Consider the following 17,922-nt stretch of genomic DNA (forward strand, 5'->3'; position numbering starts at 1 on the left):
TCTTTATTTTTATTGGCAAGAATAAAAAAATCCATTCAGATAATTTTATACTACCTCAATATTACTGGCTCTTTTTATCATTTTCAATTTATGAATGGTCGCATTCAACTCAAATCCAAGCAATAAAATCATACAGTTAATCCAAATATAAAACATCATAATTAACAACGTTCCAATCGAGCCATATAATTCATTGTATTTTGAAAATCGCAACACCCAAATCCCAAAAAAATAGGATGAAATAACTATTAAAACAGTCGTAAAAACGGAACCAACACTTATAAATGGCGGTTTATGCGATTGCTTTGTTCCATATCGCAACAAGATTGAACATGTAATCAAAATCATTAAAACCACAAAAAGATACCTTCCTAAAATAATCGTTGGAATTTGATCACTTAACACATCTTGAATTGCTGTACTTTGTATGATCACCTCAAAAACAACAATAGTTGCAACAGTCAACAACAGAATAACAGAAAGCGATAATGAAATACCCAAAGCCACTAAATATTGACTAACAAAACCTCTTTTTTCTGAAACATGCTTGGAAGTTTCAAAACTCCCAAGAATTGCATTAATACCATTTGCCATCAGGAAAATGGAAAGAAAAAACCCAGTAGAAACCAATCCCGTATGACTATTATTAAGTATATCATTTATAATATTGGCGATTGCATCAAAGGTATTTGGTGGCACGCCTTCCTTAACAAATTGCAGAAAATCATCCTGAAAGCCCTCAATCGGGATGTACGGAATTAAATTCAGAATAAACAAAGCGAAAGGAAATAATGCCATAAAAAAACTGAAAGCTACTGCACTGGCATGATAGGAAAATGCTCCATCAATAATTCCTTCAAAATACAATTTTAATAAATCATAGAAAGAAAATCCTCCCAAACCAGGCAATTTAATCTTTTTCAAGAAATGCAACAGGCTTTTTACAACTGGAATTCTTTGGATTGTTTCCTCAATTTTAAATGTCATAATCCTAAATTGCTTTTAGACTTAAATCCATATTATAAACTGAGTGCGTTAATGCTCCAGACGAAATATAATCAACGCCACATTCTGCATAATTACGCATCGTATTTTCATTGATATTGCCTGAAGATTCTGTTTGGCACTTATCTCCTATCAAAGCTACTGCGGTTCTGGTATCTTCATAATTAAAGTTATCAATCAGAATCCTTTGAACGCCATCGCTTTTCAAAATTTCTTCGATTTCGGCAAGATTTCTCGCTTCAACAATAATCTTTAGATCCAAATTATTTTCTTTCAAAAATGCTTTTGTTTTGGCTATCGCCGATGTTATTCCGCCAGCAAAATCAATATGATTATCTTTCAGCATCACCATATCGTACAATGCAAAACGGTGATTTTCTCCACCTCCAATAGTTACCGCCCATTTTTCGGCAACACGAAATCCCGGAGTTGTTTTTCGGGTATCCAATATCTTTGTGTTTGTCCCTTTTAATAATTGAACAAAACTATTTGTTTTGGTTGCAATGGCACTCATACGCTGCATTGTGTTTAAGACCACCCGTTCAGATTTTAAAATAGATTGTGAACTTCCTGAAACATGAAAAACAACATCCCCTTTTTTTACAGGAGTTCCGTCTGCAATAAAAGTTTCTACCTTCATAGTAGAATCAACATATTCGAATATCATTTTGGCCAAAGCCACTCCGGCAATAATACCATCTTCTTTTACCAATAATTTTGCTTTACCCATCGCATCCGCTGGAATACATGCTAATGAACTATAATCGCCAACCCCTACATCTTCCCTAATTGCATTAGCAATCATTACATTTAATTCGTTTTGAAATTGAGCTTCGGTAATCATTTTTTTCTTCTTTAAATATTATGCTAAAGTAGGATTTATTTTGTGTATTAAAAAACTAGTCCGTTTGAAAAGTTTTGATTTTTAAATCAACTAATACAAAATAAAACCTGCAAATATCTTTATTTTTTGCAGGTTTCTATTTAATGATATATTCTAAAATATAAAGTATTTAATTTTAAACATATAAGTCATATAAGTTTAAAAAAAGTTAGTTTGTCAAATTAATGGTAAAAAGGGAATATAAGTAAAAAGCGCTCTTCATAAGGTTAAGAGACCTTACTTAAATGAACTATTTCTTTTACTCGATTTTATTTATATTAAAAACTTATACGACTTATATGTTTAACAATGTATTTGACTAAATACTGTTATTTCCAGAATTAAGCTTTTTTTATTTATCGAATAATGAAAAACTATTCAATTCCGTTCTGGTCTATCATATAAATTAATGCAGCCATTGTTCCTGCACCAAGTTGTAGCTCTCTTTTGTTAACCGCATCAAATGTATCATTTGCAGCATGATGGTAATCAAAATAACGTTGCGAATCTGGTTTCAAACCAGCTTTCACAATTTTTTCAGAAGTCAATGGACCTATATCCGTGCCGGAGTGTCCTTTTACAAAGCTGTGTATTAAATAGGGCTCAAAGAGATATTTCCAACTATTTATTTTATTAAAACTAGAATCGTCACATTCAAAAGAAAATCCTCTTGGCGCAAATCCACCCGAATCACTTTCCAAAGCAAAAATGTGGTTTTCTTTGTTTTTTACAGCCAATTCTCCGTATTTATTTCCGCCTCTATTTCCATTTTCTTCGTTCATAAAAAGAACCACTCGGAGTGTGTTTTTAGGTTTATAATTCAGATTTCTGAAAATATTCATTACCTCCATGCTTTGAACAACTCCTGCTCCATCATCATGTGAACCATCGGCCAAATCCCATGAATCTAGGTGTCCTCCTACAACCATTATCTTTTCAGGATGTTCAGTTCCTTTTAGCTCTCCCACAACATTATATGACAATACATCGTCAAATTGCTGGCAGCTTTGTTTAAAATAGAATTTCAATTTTGGATTACTTTTTAAAGTCTTACTTAACAATTCGGCACCATTTGTACTGATAGCAGCTGTTGGAATGTATTTGTCTTTTGGGAGTTCACCATAACTTTGCGCTCCAGCGTGCGGATAATCATCCAGTCGTAAATTCATTGAACGCACAATAGTTCCAACCGCCCCCATTTTGGAAGCTTCCCTGGCACCAGCTCCGCGTTGATCTACTGCACCAGAATAAGCATCAAAGGATTCGATAACCCCATCATACATTGGTCTGTTATAGAATACAATTTTCCCCTTTATTTTATCTTCACCCAAAGCTTTCAATTCATCAAAATTATGCACTTCGACCACTTCGGCAGTTAAACCGGTTTTTGGAGTTGCAACCGATCCTCCCAATGCACAAATTGGCACAATAATTTTCTTTTTGTCATCGAGAATATAAGCGGTTTCTTTTTCACCACGAACCCATTTTGGCACCATTACTTCCTGCAAATACACTTTGTCAAAACCCAATTTTTCCATTTGGCTTTTAGTATATTGAACCGCTTTTTCAGCTCCTGCAGAACCAGATAAACGGGATCCGATATCATTTGATAAATGATCCAACCAAGAATAACATTTCGAATTGGTTAATGCAGAGTTATAAATTTGTTTAAAAAATTGCTCGTCTTTATTTTGGGCAAAAACAACAATACTATTTACAAAAAGTAAAGAAAGAAGAAGGTTTTTTTTCATTTTGGGCTAATCTTGGTTTATTAAATCGATTTAAGTTGGTGCAATTTCGAAATTCTAAATCAATTTTAATGTTAAAAACAAAAAAATCCTGCAACCTTTAAAAGTTCACAGGATTTAACCTAAAATCAGTATTAAGATTTTATTGCTTTTTTTATACAGATTTGCTTTGCCTGTTTGCTATCGCTCGGGCAATGACATTAAATTAAGCTTTGCATTTTCTCGCTAAGGCGCCAAGACGCAAAGTTTGAAGCCTATTTCTTTGCGTCTTAGCGACTTTACGAGAACTATATTTAGAAAAATCATTAACTCAATGACATTGAACAGTTGGGTATGTAATTTGTCTCTAATTCTAGGTGTAATAAAACTTGAAATCCTTACTTAATTGGTTCAAAACTTATGGCTGTTCCTCCTCCTGGAGCCAAAACCAAATTCAGTTTTGATTTATTGTTAACTTCAACAGTTCTTATTTTGTAAGCCATTGGATTTTTTTTCCAATCGGCATCTTTGGCATCTTCATAAATAATTGCTTTATACTTTTGACCTTTGGTCAGAAAATCCAAAACAATGGTAGTCTTTCTGTAATTTTCGTCTGTAATTGCTCCTAAAAACCAAGTTTCCTTTCCTTTAGTTTTTCTGGCAATGGTTAAATAATCACCAGGTTCAGCCTCCAGAATTTTGGTATCGTCCCAATCAACGGCAACATCCTTGATGAATTGAAAAGCATCCATGCGTTTTTCATAATTTTCAGGTAAATCAGCAGCCATTTGCAAAGGAGAATACATTGTTACATACAATGCCAATTGTTTTGCCAACGTAGTATGTACCTGTTCCTTTTTATTTTTGTCGTAATAACTCATTTTAATTTCAAAAATGCCCGGCGTATAATCCATCGGTCCGCCAAGCAGTCTTGTAAATGGCAAAATAGTTTCGTGACTAGGCGGATTTCCAATACTCCAACCGCTGAATTCATTACCGCGCGCTGCTTCGGCAGCTATGTAATTTGGATACGTACGGCTATAACCTGTTGGGCGGGACGATTCATGAGAATTAAGCATTAGTTTGTAATCGGCGGCGCGTTTGGCTACAAAGTTAAAATGGTTCACCATCGCTTGTCCATCGTGAAACTCACCACGAGGAATAATTTTGCCCACATAACCCGTTTTTACTGCCGGATAATCATACTTTTTCATCAAATCGAAAGCACGATCAAGATGGCGCTCATAATTACCAACAGAACCCGAAGTTTCATGATGCATAATCATTTTTACGTTTTTTTCTTTGGCGTAAGCCGAAATTGCTTTGATGTCAAAATCAGGATAAGGCGTAGTGAAATCAAAAACTTCTTCTTTCCAATTGCCATTCCAATCTTCCCAACCAACATTCCATCCTTCTACCAAAACGCCATCAAAGCCATTTTTTGCAGCAAAATCAATATATTTCTTGGTGTTTTCTGTTGTTGCTCCGTGTTTACCAGTTGGAGCTAAACTTTGTGTTAACACGTTTTGGGCAACTTGTGAACCCGTATAATCCCAAGTGGAAACCCCAACGTGCATTTCCCACCAAATTCCAATGTATTTCATTGGTTTTATATAAGAAACATCATCGAGTTTACAGGGTTCATTCAAATTCAGAATCATATGTGAGCCAACAACATCCCTTGCATCATTGCTTATCATAATAGTCCTCCATGGCGATACGCAGGGAGCTTGCAAATAGGCTTTATCGCCAATTGCATTTGGAACCAAAACTGACGTTAATTTGAACTTTGATCCGTCAACATTCAAATGCATTACTGGATAATTGACAACTGCTGCTTCAAAAATATTGACATACAAACCTGTTGACGATTTCATCATCAGCGGTGACTGTACGGCATATTTCCCAGGAATTGATTTTACTCCAATTCCATTATTCAAATCTAATTTAGTATTGTCAACTTCTGAAAGTTTGGTTTCATTATAGGCATATTCATTGCTGTCAAAATCACCAGGAATCCAGAAAGCTTTGTAATCTTCGGTCAGATTGAATTGTGTTTCTTCATCCGAAATAATGAAATAATTCAGGTTTTCCTGTTTAGGAAAATCGTATCTGAATCCAATACCTTCGTCAAAAACCCTGAAAATGATATTCATTTTTACTTTGGTTTCTTTTTGAACCAAAGCAACTGTAAGTTCGTTATAATGATTTAGAATTGATGATTTTTCACCCAAAACCGGTTTCCAAGATTCATTGAATTCGGAAGTTTTGGTTGACAGAATTTCAAAATCAGAATTAAGGGCTTTTTTTTCCTTTAGTTTTATTCCTAAAGAACTTTCCTCAATAACAGTTTTTCCATTATAATCAACCGAATAGGATGGTTTCCCATTTTCCAGTAATTTAAAATTGAGCGAAATTTTATTAGATGGCGATTTCACGTTTTGTGCATTAATTGAACATAAAATAAAAACGAAAAAAATTGAAAATATATGCTTCATTTGTTGCTTTTTAGGTTGCTTTAAACCAAAAATAATTATTAATCTATTTAGTATTTAATTTAAAAAATACTACAAGGTTGTAGTTTCAATAAGTCTTTTTTTTGATAAGAATAAACTTATATGAATTATTAAGTCGCGGTCGAACAATCTCGTTTCTTTCCAATAATCCTCAAACTTGTCATTCTAACGGAGGAAGAATCTCCGTTACAAAATCAGCTAAGATTGTGGACTTTGATTGAGGAGCTACTTGTGGAGATTGCTTCGCCAGTTCGCTATCGCTCGTGTCCTCGTACCTCGGAATGACAAGATTGTGGAAGTCGATTGCGGAATACCATCTAGAACATCACCATATTACTCGTAATAAGAAGCTTATGAACCAACTACACAATAATCTAATTTAATCTCTCATCATTTTGACTTAACATTCTTCATCGTTTTTGGGCCAATTCCATTTTCATTAAAAGCTTCAATAGCAAAATAATAATCAGTTCCTTTATCCAAGCCTCGAAAATCATACGAATCGCCATCATAAACCATTATGTTATTGTATAATTTATCAGGAGCAATTCCGTAGTAAATTGTATAACCAACGGCATCAGGAAGTTTATTCCAACTAATCATCGCGTTTCTTGAATCGGATGGATTTCTATTCACTTTGAAACCTGTTACCGCCTTTGGTTTTTCGGACAATCCGTTTCCAAACACACGAAAGTCAGAAACCGAAAATAATCCTGAAGCATTATGAATATTCACCATTTTTACATAACGCGCTTCAATTGGCTTCATTAATTCCAAATAATCGTGAGGAGCATCTTTGTCATTCTTGGATTTATCAACAACCAATGTCCAATTTTGATTATCATTTGAAGTAAAAATTTTATACTGATAATAAATATCCATTGCCTTGTTGTATTGCGTTGCTTTATGATCGGCATAGTTAATTTGGAGGGCATTTATCCTCATTTTTCTGCCCAAATCAATCTGGAACCATTCACCTGGTTTATCAGTTTTGGCTGACCAATACGATTGAATGTTTTCATCGGTCAAATTTTCGGCACTATAGCAAATTTTTTCAAAAACTTTTTTTCCGCCCGTGTCCACTCTATGCGTTTGCACTTCCATGCAATCTTCGGTAGAAGATACTGTTGCTGGCTTTTTGTATGAAAGCAACATCCATCCCGAGAAAGCACCATTGGTTTGGTCACGCTTTTGAGTCGGCAACAAAGTGGGATAATCACCATAAGCAGTTATTGAATACATAATATCATCTTTGTCAAATCCGGCGGGAAACATATCGATACGGCGCTCAAATCGATCTTTTACCGAAATTTTACAGGTTCCTGTATTCCAATAATTACCGTAGTTATCAGCAAAAGTATTCCCATGCCCAGCTCCTATAACAAATCCTCCCGGTTTATACGACATCGGGTTGTGTTTTTGATACGTAAAAGGTCCTAATGGACTGTCGCCTACGTGAACTCCATTGGCGTAGCCTTTAAATTCAGTTGCCGGAGCACCATATTGCATATAATATTTTCCGTTATGTTTGGTCATCCAAGCCCCTTCAATAAAATTGCCCCAAGGTGCAGGTTCCATGTCATTGTTTGGACCAAAACGCTCCCAACCATGATTTGTCGGATCTAAATTTACGACAGATTTTGCCTGTCCATAAGGTTTTTGAATATCTTCAACCTCTGTGGCGGCATATAATTTTGCATAATCCTCCTGATTTCCTTTCGGGAGCCATGTATTATAATCAACTTCGACACCTACAAGCGGTAATTTCCCGCTTGAACCGTAATACATATACACTTTTTTGTCATCATCCTGAAAAATAGCAGGATCCCAAGTGGGCAACATCGCCGTATTTACATGTCTTGTCCATCTCCCTAATTTGGGATTGGCTGTTTTCCAGATGGGATGATCTTTCTTCCAGGTTGAACCCACATAAAACAAAGTGTCATTTACCACCCACGCAGCAGGTGCACATTGATCATCATCTCCGGGAAGTCGTTGAAAACTACCATAAACAAAATTCCAGTCCGACATATCTTTACTCCAAAAGAAACCCGCCTGATTGGTCGCAAACAGGTAATATTCGCCTTTGTAGTTAATAATTACGGGATCGGCACTGGAACGACGTGAATCAGGAATTCCGTTATGGTTTTGGGTTGTATAATTGTATCCGATATTTATTGGATTACAATATGTTGAAGCAGGTCTGTTTGGGTCAAACCATTCCGTTTTTCCATTGCTACTGCTATTTTGAGCTGTGACAACTTGAATACTCAATGTAAAAAGAAACATCACTATTAAATTCAATCTTCTCATTTTCTAAACTTTTAATAGATTAATTGAAAGTTGTTTATTAAAAAATGCCCCTCGTTTAACCTAAAAAACGAAGGGCATACTAACCAAACTAACTAAACTTACTTAACTAAATTAAAACTAACTTTATTTTGTGCGTCTGAGTTTCCGCCTACGAAAACTTCAAATAATCCAGGTTCAGCTTCAAATTTCAAATCAGAGTTGTAAAATTTCAAATCTTCTACACTGATTTCGAATGTAACAGTTTGTTTTTCTCCCTTTTTAAGGGCAATTTTTTGAAAACCTTTTAATTCTCTAACGGGTCTGGTTACAGAACCAACCACGTCTCTGATGTACATTTGGACAACTTCTTTTCCGTCGTAATTACCTGTATTTGCTACATCGACACTTACAGTTACTTTTCCGCCGAAATTCATTTTATCAGATGAAATTTTAAGATTTGAATAGGAAAAATTGGTATAACTCAATCCAAAACCGAAAGGAAACAAAGGTTCATTTCTTTCATCGATATAATTGGATCTGAATTTTTCAAATTTTCCTTCTTTGTTAACCAAAGGTCTTCCTGTATTTTTAGAGGCATAATAAATAGGCACTTGTCCTAGGCTTCTTGGAAACGTAGCAGTTAATTTTCCCGAAGGATTAACATCTCCAAATAATACATCTGCAATTGCGTATCCAGCTTCAGTACCAGCAAACCATACATTCAATATGGCTGGCACAGTTTCATTTTCTTCTTTTATAACCAATGGACGGCCATCAAAAAGAACTAAAACTACCGGTTTTCCTGTTTTTAATAATGCATTCAATAAGTCTTTTTGCGCTTGCGGAATTTCAAGATTGGTACGGCTGCTGCTCTCCCCGCTCATTTCGGCAGATTCTCCCAGCGCCGCCACAATAACATCGGCTTGATTGGCAACTTTTAAGGCTTCGTTCAATAATTCTTCTTTGGAACGATTGTCTCTATGCAGGGTTTTTCCAAACATGGTGGCATTGGTCTCAAAAGTTTCATCATAATCAAGATTGCTTCCTTTGGCATAAAGTACTTTAGTCGATTTGCCGGCTACTTCTTTGATACCTGCCAATAATGATATTGCATTTTCCATTTTTGTGGCAACACTCCATGTTCCAGGCATATTTTCTTTGGCATCCGCCAAAGGTCCTATCAAAGCAATTGTTCCCGATTTTTTTAAAGGAAGTACCTGATTCTGATTTTTTAGTAAAACCAATGATTGTGAAGCTATTTTTCTTGCTTCATCTCTGCTTGCAGCGGTAAAAATATCGGTTTTGGCTCTTTTATCATCACAGTATTTGTAAGGATCATGAAACAATCCCAAATCGTATTTTGCATTCAGCATAAGCGTGACAGCTTTGTCGATTTGTTCAATGGTAACTTTATTTTCTTCCAATGATTTTTTCAAAGTTGTCAAAAGACCTTCGCCTACCATATCCATATCTACGCCCGCATTAAGCGCTAGAGCTGATACCGTTTGCAAATCTCCCATTCCGTGGTCAATCATTTCTGGAATTCCCGTAAAATCGGTAACCACAAATCCTTTAAAGCCCCATTGTTTTCTTAAAACATCTGTCAGCAACCATTTATTTCCAGTGGCAGGAACGCCATCAACTTCATTAAAAGACGCCATAACCGAACCGGAACCGGCATCAATCGCAGCCTTGTATGGCGGAAAATACTCATTATACATTCTGATATGGCTCATATCAACCGTATTGTAATCACGCCCAGCTTCTGGAGCTCCATATAAAGCAAAGTGTTTAACACAGGACAAAATAGAATTATTTTTACTAAGATCATCCTGTTCATATCCTTTTACCATGGCGGCGGCTATTTTGCTCCCCAAATAAGGATCTTCACCAGAGCCTTCGGAAACTCTTCCCCAACGTGGATCGCGGGAAATATCAACCATAGGAGAAAACGTCCAGCATATCCCGTCAGCACTTGCTTCCTGTGCTGCAATTTGAGCACTTCTTTCGATTAATTTCATGTCCCAAGTACATGACAATCCAAGCGGAATAGGAAAAGTGGTTTCATAGCCATGAATTACGTCCATACCAAAAATCAATGGAATTTTCATGCGACTTTTTTCAACTGCAATTCGCTGTACATCTCTAATTTTTTGAACAGTTTTAATATTAAATAAACCTCCTACTTTACCTTCTTCTATTTTCTTTGCAACATCAGAACTATTAGCCTGACCGGTAGTAATATCGCCAGAAGTTGGTAAATTCAATTGCCCTAATTTTTCTTCCAAAGTCATTTTGGACAATAACTCTGCAACAAATTCAGCTTTGGGTTTTATTGTAACTTGTTTTTTGTTTTCTTTCTTTTGGCTATAGCCAAAAAAAACGAAGCCTAAGAGCAGGATAACAGCTATCTTTTTCATTTTCTATTATTTTTTATTTTATTATAAAATGCAAGTATTCAAGATTATCGCCATCTTGTTCTCAATAACCGTACCTTTAATCATTTAAAAACAATATTTTGTATTTTTTAACTATAATCATAAACAAAAACAGTTAATTCTCCAAAAAAACTACAATTCTAAACAATTCACTTTTTTTGGATAATAGGAAAAATGGCTTTTGCGATTCGACTCAATTAAAGGGCATTTATTAAAATCCATATTTACCCGAACTAAAACCAAGATTCTTCAAACCTTGTTGTACTTCGGGGGCATTCATGAATAATTTCCACAATAAACCTGTTCGGTAATTTTCAATCATTGGAGCTATTGTTCCTTGATCTATAGCCAAATAACGTGGTGTAACCCAATTATAATGCGGTGAGAAAGCATCATAAGGTCCTGCAACTCCTACGTAAGTACTTTTATTTTCATCATATAAAAAATGTAAAAATCTCATACTTTCCTTTGGAGTATATGGAAAAGATGATAACGCTGCTGTAGGTGTTATAACCCCTAAATCATTGCCGGTATCATGAGCAGAATATCCAGTTGAACCATCCTTGTTTCGGGTATAGCTCGCTGTGAGTCCCCAACATTTATCGGAGTATCCTTTCCACTTTTTGGGATTATCAACACAATATTCATAGGTAATTTTTGCTTGATTTTGAGTTAATTCCCAATAGTTTGCATACTTATCCGAAAGTTTTGTCGGATCTAATCCTAGATAAGAATACTGTCCCCAAAACAGTGGCCCAGCAATTTCGCCAACTGTATTATACTTAAGTACTAAAGGGATTCCATATTGCTTTTTATCCGTTGTAATAGCTCCGCTGCGAGCCCAGCCTTCATGGTAAGCCACTGCCGGAATAGGATGAGTTGGTGAAGCCGCTCCCATAATATAGGCAATCAGACACTCGTTGTATCCTTCGAGTTTAAATTTCATTTCCCAATGATAGGTAGGAGACCAATGCCAATACATTGCATTTTCACCATTGGTGTACCAATTCCATTCAACGCCTTTCCATAACTTATCTGCCTTGTCTGCTAATTCTTTTTCTTGGGCATTACCGTTTTTAAAATATTCCCTTACGGCTACCAATCCTTGGCACAAATAGGCAGTTTCAACTATATCTCCTCCGTTATCTTTTACATTGCCAAAAAAAATGGCTTTCCCTGTGGTTCCATCTATCCAATGTGCCCAAGCTCCATGAAAACGATCTGCTTTCTCCAGAAAATTCATTCCGGTAATCATTCTTTTTACAGCTTCATCTCTTGGAATAAAACCTCTTTCTACTCCAACAATCAAAGACATTAGCCCAAAACCTGAACCACCTACTGCAATTTTATTCGCTTCAAAATTAGGATCATCGGTTAGATAACGTTCTCTACCCAATTTTGAATTGGATTCTGCATAATCCCAAAAATACTTTATAGCATCTTTCTGGACCAGATCCATCGCTTGTTCGTCTGTCAACTTAGGCGATTCGACATTTGTCTTTTTTTCTTTTGTGTTGTTGTTGCAACTTAAAAGAAATAAAAAAACTGGGGCAATTAAAAATTTAAGCTTTCTCATACCTCGCTGTATAAAAAACTTGCCAAAGCAAAAATTACTCTGGCAAATTATATTTAATTAATGATTATTCATTTCCTGTATATAAAGCCCCCACTTCTGTTGCGGTCAATGCTGAAGAATACAATCTGAACTGATCCAATGCTCCAGTCCAGGAATTCATCCAGCCTTCTTCAGGATTTCCAGATCCGCCAATTCTTAAACTTCCCACTTTTGCTGTGTTAAATTTTACGTTTCCGTGACCAGTCCATTGGCTAAGTGGCTCTAATGGCACATTATCTCTATAGAGAACCATTTTTGAAATTTTTCCATCGTACACAAATGCATAATGATGCCATTGATTATCAAATATTCCGGGAACCATTTTTGCATCTAACCATTCAAACCATTTATCAGAACCACCCGTAGTTGGCTGTTCATCAACATAAAGTTTTAAAATTGGTTTGGCAGGAGTTCCTTCTGCCATAACAAACATTGATGCCTTTGCCCAGTTGTCGCTTGTCAGAGCAAATACAAATTCTGTTTGAGTTGGAATGTTATGTTTTGCCCAAAAAGAAACCGTAAAACTACCTGCAGTCGAAGCAAAATCATTTGCAGATGAATACGCAATAAATTTTTTGGCTGGACCTCCCTGCACTCCTTTTCCATTAATTCCCTGAGTTTGTGCCAAGGGATTATCACTAGGAAATTTTGCTCTAATATTGTCTACAGCAAAACGCAATGGGTCAGTAGTATTGTCCTCAAAAGGAACATAAAATTTTAAAGGTCCACCAGGAGGATTTTCATCAACTGGATAATCCCCTAATTCAGGTCTTTCCATATCCTGGCATCCTATTGTCGCCATCAAAACAATTACTATTCCGAAAGCTTTCTTAATCATAGATATATTGATTTTCATCTTCTTTATTTTTTTATCGAATAGTTATTAATAATTAGGATTTTGAACCAAAACTCCACCAGATTGATCAATTGCAGTTTGAGGTATAGGATAATAAGCATTTTTAGGTTGATACCCTAAAGGCCCAAGTACTGAAACTGCATCTCCCCAGCGAACTAAATCATAGAATCTTTCCCCTTCCATAGCAAATTCAATTCTTCTTTCTCGTTTTATGGCGGTACGTAAAGTTGATTGACTTCCTGTTACCGGAGGCAAAATTCCCGCATTATTCCCTCTCGCTCTAGCTCTTACCATTTCCAGATAACTTGCAGCAGCACTCGTATTTCCAGATTCATTGGATGCTTCGGCAGCCATCAAAAGAACATCAGCATAACGAAGAATTTTAATATTAATCCAATGGTTTTTGTTTTCACCATAATTTTGTCTCACACTAGGTGTTGAATAAGCTTTTTTATTCCAATAAGGTTGATCCAAAGGCGGTTTTGCTGGCAAGATTAAACCATTTCCATCATCTTGACCTGAATATAAGACAGTTGCCAATCTTCTTGGATCATTTGCCTCATACGCATTTATCAAATTATCATTTGGAACGTTCATTCCGAAACCTAAATCCCATGTACCTGCACCTCTAACTCCTTGAGCTTCCCAATAATTACTTGAATAATTAATTCCTCCTTGACGTAAAAACTGAATTTCAAAAACTGCTTCAGGAGAATTATCACCCCCTTCTTTAAACAAGTCAGCATAAGAAGAAAACAAAGAATATTGACCAGAAGCAATCACTTCTTGTGATTTTGCTAAAGATTTAGTCCAATCTCCTTGATACAAATATAATTTTGCCAATAAAGTGTTTGCAAAACCTTTGGTTGCTCTTCCTGGGTAAGCAGGCCAACTTAAAGGCAAATGCTGTGAAGCAAAAGTAAGATCACTAATGATTTGAGCATCAACCTGAGCAATTGTACTTTTGGGTTTTACGGCATCACCAGGAACTACTACTTTATTAAGTACGATTGGAACTTCACCGTAATCTCTGCGCAAATCAAAATAAAGAAATGCTCTCATTACCATTGCTTCGGCTTTGTTTGTCAAACTTCCCTCATCTGTTGCACCAGATTTATCAACGGCATCAATCAAATCATTACAGGCATATATCACTTTATAATGTCCATTCCAGCAATCGGTATTCATAAAATGGGTTGTGGTATATTGATATTTTTCAAAATAAGGATCAAAATTTGCAGTATCACTTGCATTACTACCTGTAATTGCATCATCCGATCGAACAGACTCGAAAAAGAATCTACACCAGTCTGTAACTCCAGGCGAAGTACGAACCAATCCATATAAACCAAAAGCTTTTTCCTCAAAACCTCCTGCAGCCAAGTCACCTTCTGCGGCAGTTCCTAAAGGTTTTCTATCTAGAAACTCCTGGTCATCACATGAATTAAATAGCGGCAACATTAACAATGCTACCATTATATATTTTATTGATTTACTATTTATACTTTTCATAACTAGCTATATTTTTAAAAAGTTACATTTAATCCCAATGAAATAACTCTTGCCACAGGATAACCTCCATTGTCAACACCAAATTGAGTAGGAGTTCCACCAATATCAGGAGTAAAACCTGAAGCTTTTGTCCAGGTATATGGATTTTGTGCATTCAAATACAAACGAAGGCTTTGTATACTGGCTTTGTTTAGTAATTCAGTATCAAAAGTATATCCAAATTGTACGTTTCTCAATCTAAGGTAGCTACCATCTTCAATCATGTAAGTAGATGCCAATTGGTTATATGAAGAACCATCATTTATCCTTGGCTCCCAGTTAGATGTGCCTGCAGCTGTCCAATGATCTAACCTATCTGTTCTATAATTGAACTGAGCAAAAGTTGATCCATTACCCCAGTTTCTATAAACTTCATTACCATAAACTCCAGCAAAATCAATAGAAAATGAAAAGTTTTTATAATTAAGAGATGCCGAGAAACCGTATGAAACATCTGGAGTAGGATTACCAATTACAGATCTGTCATCTGGTGTTATCTTCCCGTCTCCGTTTCTATCTTTATATTTAAAATCACCAGGTCCATAAGCCCCTAAAGTACTTGGTGGTGAAGCCAAAACATCGGCATAGGATTGATACAACCCTTCAACTGTGTATCCATAAAAAGATCCCATAGGCGCACCAGCTGTCATGATAGAAGGACCATCAAAAACCTGAAATCCATCTATATAAACAGATTTAACAACGTTATCAATGGTTGAAAAATTACCACTAAGCGAATAACTCCAATTCTCATTAATTTCATCATTCCATGAAGCACTGAACTCTACACCTTTATTTTCAATTTTTCCAGAATTGGTATAAAATTGTTCACTTCCCAAATCAACAAACGTCAATAAATCATCTGTTGTTTTATTATAATATGCTGCTTCAATTTTCAACCTGCTATCCAACATTGTTGCTTCAATTCCACCTTCATAAGATGTAACTGTTTCCCAACGCAAATCTGGATTGTTACGATATGCCAACACATAAGCAGGAACCAAAGATTCACCAAATACTGCAGACTGTCCATTTTTATAATTAGGATACGTAGGATAGTGGATTGAAGTATATTGATTTCCTAAAGTTCCATAAGAACCTTTAAGTTTTAGGTTATTAAAGAATTTTTGTTCTTCCATAAACTTTTCTTTAGAGATATCCCAAGCCGCACCAACGGTCCAGAAATTTTGCCATTCTCTCAAGTCTGAAGAACCATCTCTACGGAAAGAGGCGTTCACAATATATCTTCCGTCATAGTTGTAAAGTAAACGGGTAAAGTATGATGCACTTGCTCGATCCCATTGATCCGAATAAGCAAATTTTGTCGTAGGATCTCCATAGGGGAATGTATTTACATACCAAAATCTAGGATCATGAGGAATAGGAGTTCCATTAGGATACTGTTTCACATTTCCGGATAATTGCGAATAATACTGATAATTTCGATTGTATCCTCCTAAAAGTGTAATATTGTGATTGCCTAATGATTTTGTGTAAGTCAATAAATAATCCTCCTGCATTTTTTTATCGTCTGTTTTATATTGCCAAACATCCGTTAATGCAAGACTTCGATAAAGTGTTGCCTGATTGGATTCATTATCCCACACATTATAAACAGGCGAATACTTTCTTTCATCTTTATTTCCTAAATCGGCAGAAAATGATGCTCTGAATTTAAAATCTTCTAAAAATTTTATTTCAGTAAAAACACTTCCAACAAATCTAAACTCTTCTGCCAAAGAAGTGCCATTAGCAACCCCATCAACATCAAGTAATGGGTTTCCTACCTGAGCTCCACCAATTTCCGAAGGCAATTGATTGTACATGCCTTGTTTTTGATTGTATGGTTCAACTATCGGAGTGGCTTGCAACGTACGTATGAAATCGTGTAACTGAGGTAATTTTGAGTTAGATCCCCCTAGATTTACACCTACTTTTATTGCATCACTTATTTCTAATTCATCATTTACATTGAAGGTAAATCTTTTATAATCTTCATTTTTTATTAGACCTTCATCTTCAGTATAACCGGCACCAACATATAGTTTGTTATGTTCTGTTCCGTTTGTAACGCTAATATTATGAGTAATAATAGTAGCTCCTTTGTTTTCTATGGCATGAATCCAATCGGTATTTGCATTATACAAATTATAATAACCATAAGGAGGTAATCCCTGATTAATTCTTTGTTCATCATACAATTTTTTAAAATTGGACGCATCCGTCAATGAAGGTTCGTTTGTAATATGTTTTATCCCAAGGCTAGTAGAAAAATTGATAGTTGTTTTACCTTCTTTGGCTTTTTTGGTTGTTACAATGATAACTCCGTTTGCTCCACGAGCTCCAAAAATTGCTAAAGACGAAGCGTCTTTCAGGATGTCCATCGACTCTATATCATTTGGGTTGATGAAATCAATGTTATCTGTCCAAAGTCCGTCAACTACATAAAGTGGTTGTGTTTGGTATCTACTGGCTGTACCTCTGATACGTACATCCAATTTTTCACCAGGTTTCCCAGAATCGACAACAGAAAGTCCAGATACTTTACCTTGAATCGAAGCTACAGGATTTGTGTTAGGTTTGTCTGCAACATCTTTCCCCGATACTTTTACACTTGAACCGGTTAAATCTTTCTTTTTGGCTGTTCCATACCCAATAACTACCACTTCTTTTAGTGCAGTATCCTGGGATTCTTTCATTGTAATTGTCATTGGCTTTGCCGTTGCAGGAATAGACACTGCTTCAAAACCAACTAAACTAATTTTTAATATCTGCCCTTCTTTGGCTGCAATACTAAAATTTCCGTCAATATCAGTTTCAGCCGAGACATTACCAGCGACAACAAATGCCCCAGGTATTCCAAGTCCAGTCTGATCCAATACTTTTCCAGTGATTACTTGACCAGACATATAGGCTGGAAGTAGGATGAGTGCTAAAAAGCCGACAATAAAATTTCTCATAGGTTCGTTACACGTTTAAGTTAGTATAGCTAAGTTAATCAAATACAGCGTTTTAGTAATAAAAACACCTCTACTACAC

Annotated in this window: 10 protein-coding genes; all 10 read right to left on the reverse strand. The window is 35.8% G+C overall.

Going from position 1 to position 17,922, the window contains the following annotated elements; genetic code table 11:
* Positions 1-45 precede the first annotated feature (45 nt).
* Complete coding sequence (locus EM308_RS15035; RefSeq protein ID WP_035634934.1) at positions 46-987, reverse strand: YihY/virulence factor BrkB family protein; 942 nt, start codon at positions 985-987, stop codon at positions 46-48.
* Positions 988-991: 4 nt separating this feature from the next.
* Entirely contained in the window at positions 992-1,849 is an 858-nt protein-coding gene (gene nadC / locus EM308_RS15040; protein WP_035634932.1) for a carboxylating nicotinate-nucleotide diphosphorylase, read from the reverse strand.
* A gap of 413 nt (positions 1,850-2,262) precedes the next feature.
* Positions 2,263-3,639, reverse strand: a complete 1,377-nt coding sequence (locus EM308_RS15045; protein WP_035634931.1) for a M28 family peptidase — start codon at positions 3,637-3,639, stop codon at positions 2,263-2,265.
* A gap of 374 nt (positions 3,640-4,013) precedes the next feature.
* Positions 4,014-6,113, reverse strand: coding sequence for a glycoside hydrolase family 97 protein (locus tag EM308_RS15050; RefSeq protein WP_035634929.1), 2,100 nt, complete (start codon positions 6,111-6,113; stop codon positions 4,014-4,016).
* Between the two features lie 408 nt (positions 6,114-6,521).
* Positions 6,522-8,444: a discoidin domain-containing protein gene (locus tag EM308_RS15055; RefSeq protein WP_035634927.1), complete on the reverse strand. Its 1,923-nt coding sequence runs from the start codon at positions 8,442-8,444 to the stop codon at positions 6,522-6,524.
* Positions 8,445-8,542: 98 nt separating this feature from the next.
* Positions 8,543-10,843, reverse strand: a complete 2,301-nt coding sequence (gene bglX / locus EM308_RS15060) for a beta-glucosidase BglX (RefSeq protein WP_035634925.1) — start codon at positions 10,841-10,843, stop codon at positions 8,543-8,545.
* Between the two features lie 229 nt (positions 10,844-11,072).
* Positions 11,073-12,437 (reverse strand): glucoamylase family protein, encoded by a 1,365-nt coding sequence (locus EM308_RS15065; RefSeq protein ID WP_035634923.1) that lies wholly within the window; start codon positions 12,435-12,437, stop codon positions 11,073-11,075.
* 64 nt (positions 12,438-12,501) lie between these two features.
* Positions 12,502-13,332: a LamG domain-containing protein gene (locus EM308_RS15070; RefSeq protein WP_035634921.1), complete on the reverse strand. Its 831-nt coding sequence runs from the start codon at positions 13,330-13,332 to the stop codon at positions 12,502-12,504.
* 27 nt (positions 13,333-13,359) lie between these two features.
* Positions 13,360-14,844, reverse strand: coding sequence for a RagB/SusD family nutrient uptake outer membrane protein (locus EM308_RS15075; protein WP_035634918.1), 1,485 nt, complete (start codon positions 14,842-14,844; stop codon positions 13,360-13,362).
* A gap of 14 nt (positions 14,845-14,858) precedes the next feature.
* Positions 14,859-17,843, reverse strand: a complete 2,985-nt coding sequence (locus EM308_RS15080) for a SusC/RagA family TonB-linked outer membrane protein (protein ID WP_035634916.1) — start codon at positions 17,841-17,843, stop codon at positions 14,859-14,861.
* Positions 17,844-17,922: the final 79 nt, after the last annotated feature.

This window comes from Flavobacterium gilvum, from assembly GCF_001761465.1.
GTDB lineage: Bacteria > Bacteroidota > Bacteroidia > Flavobacteriales > Flavobacteriaceae > Flavobacterium > Flavobacterium gilvum.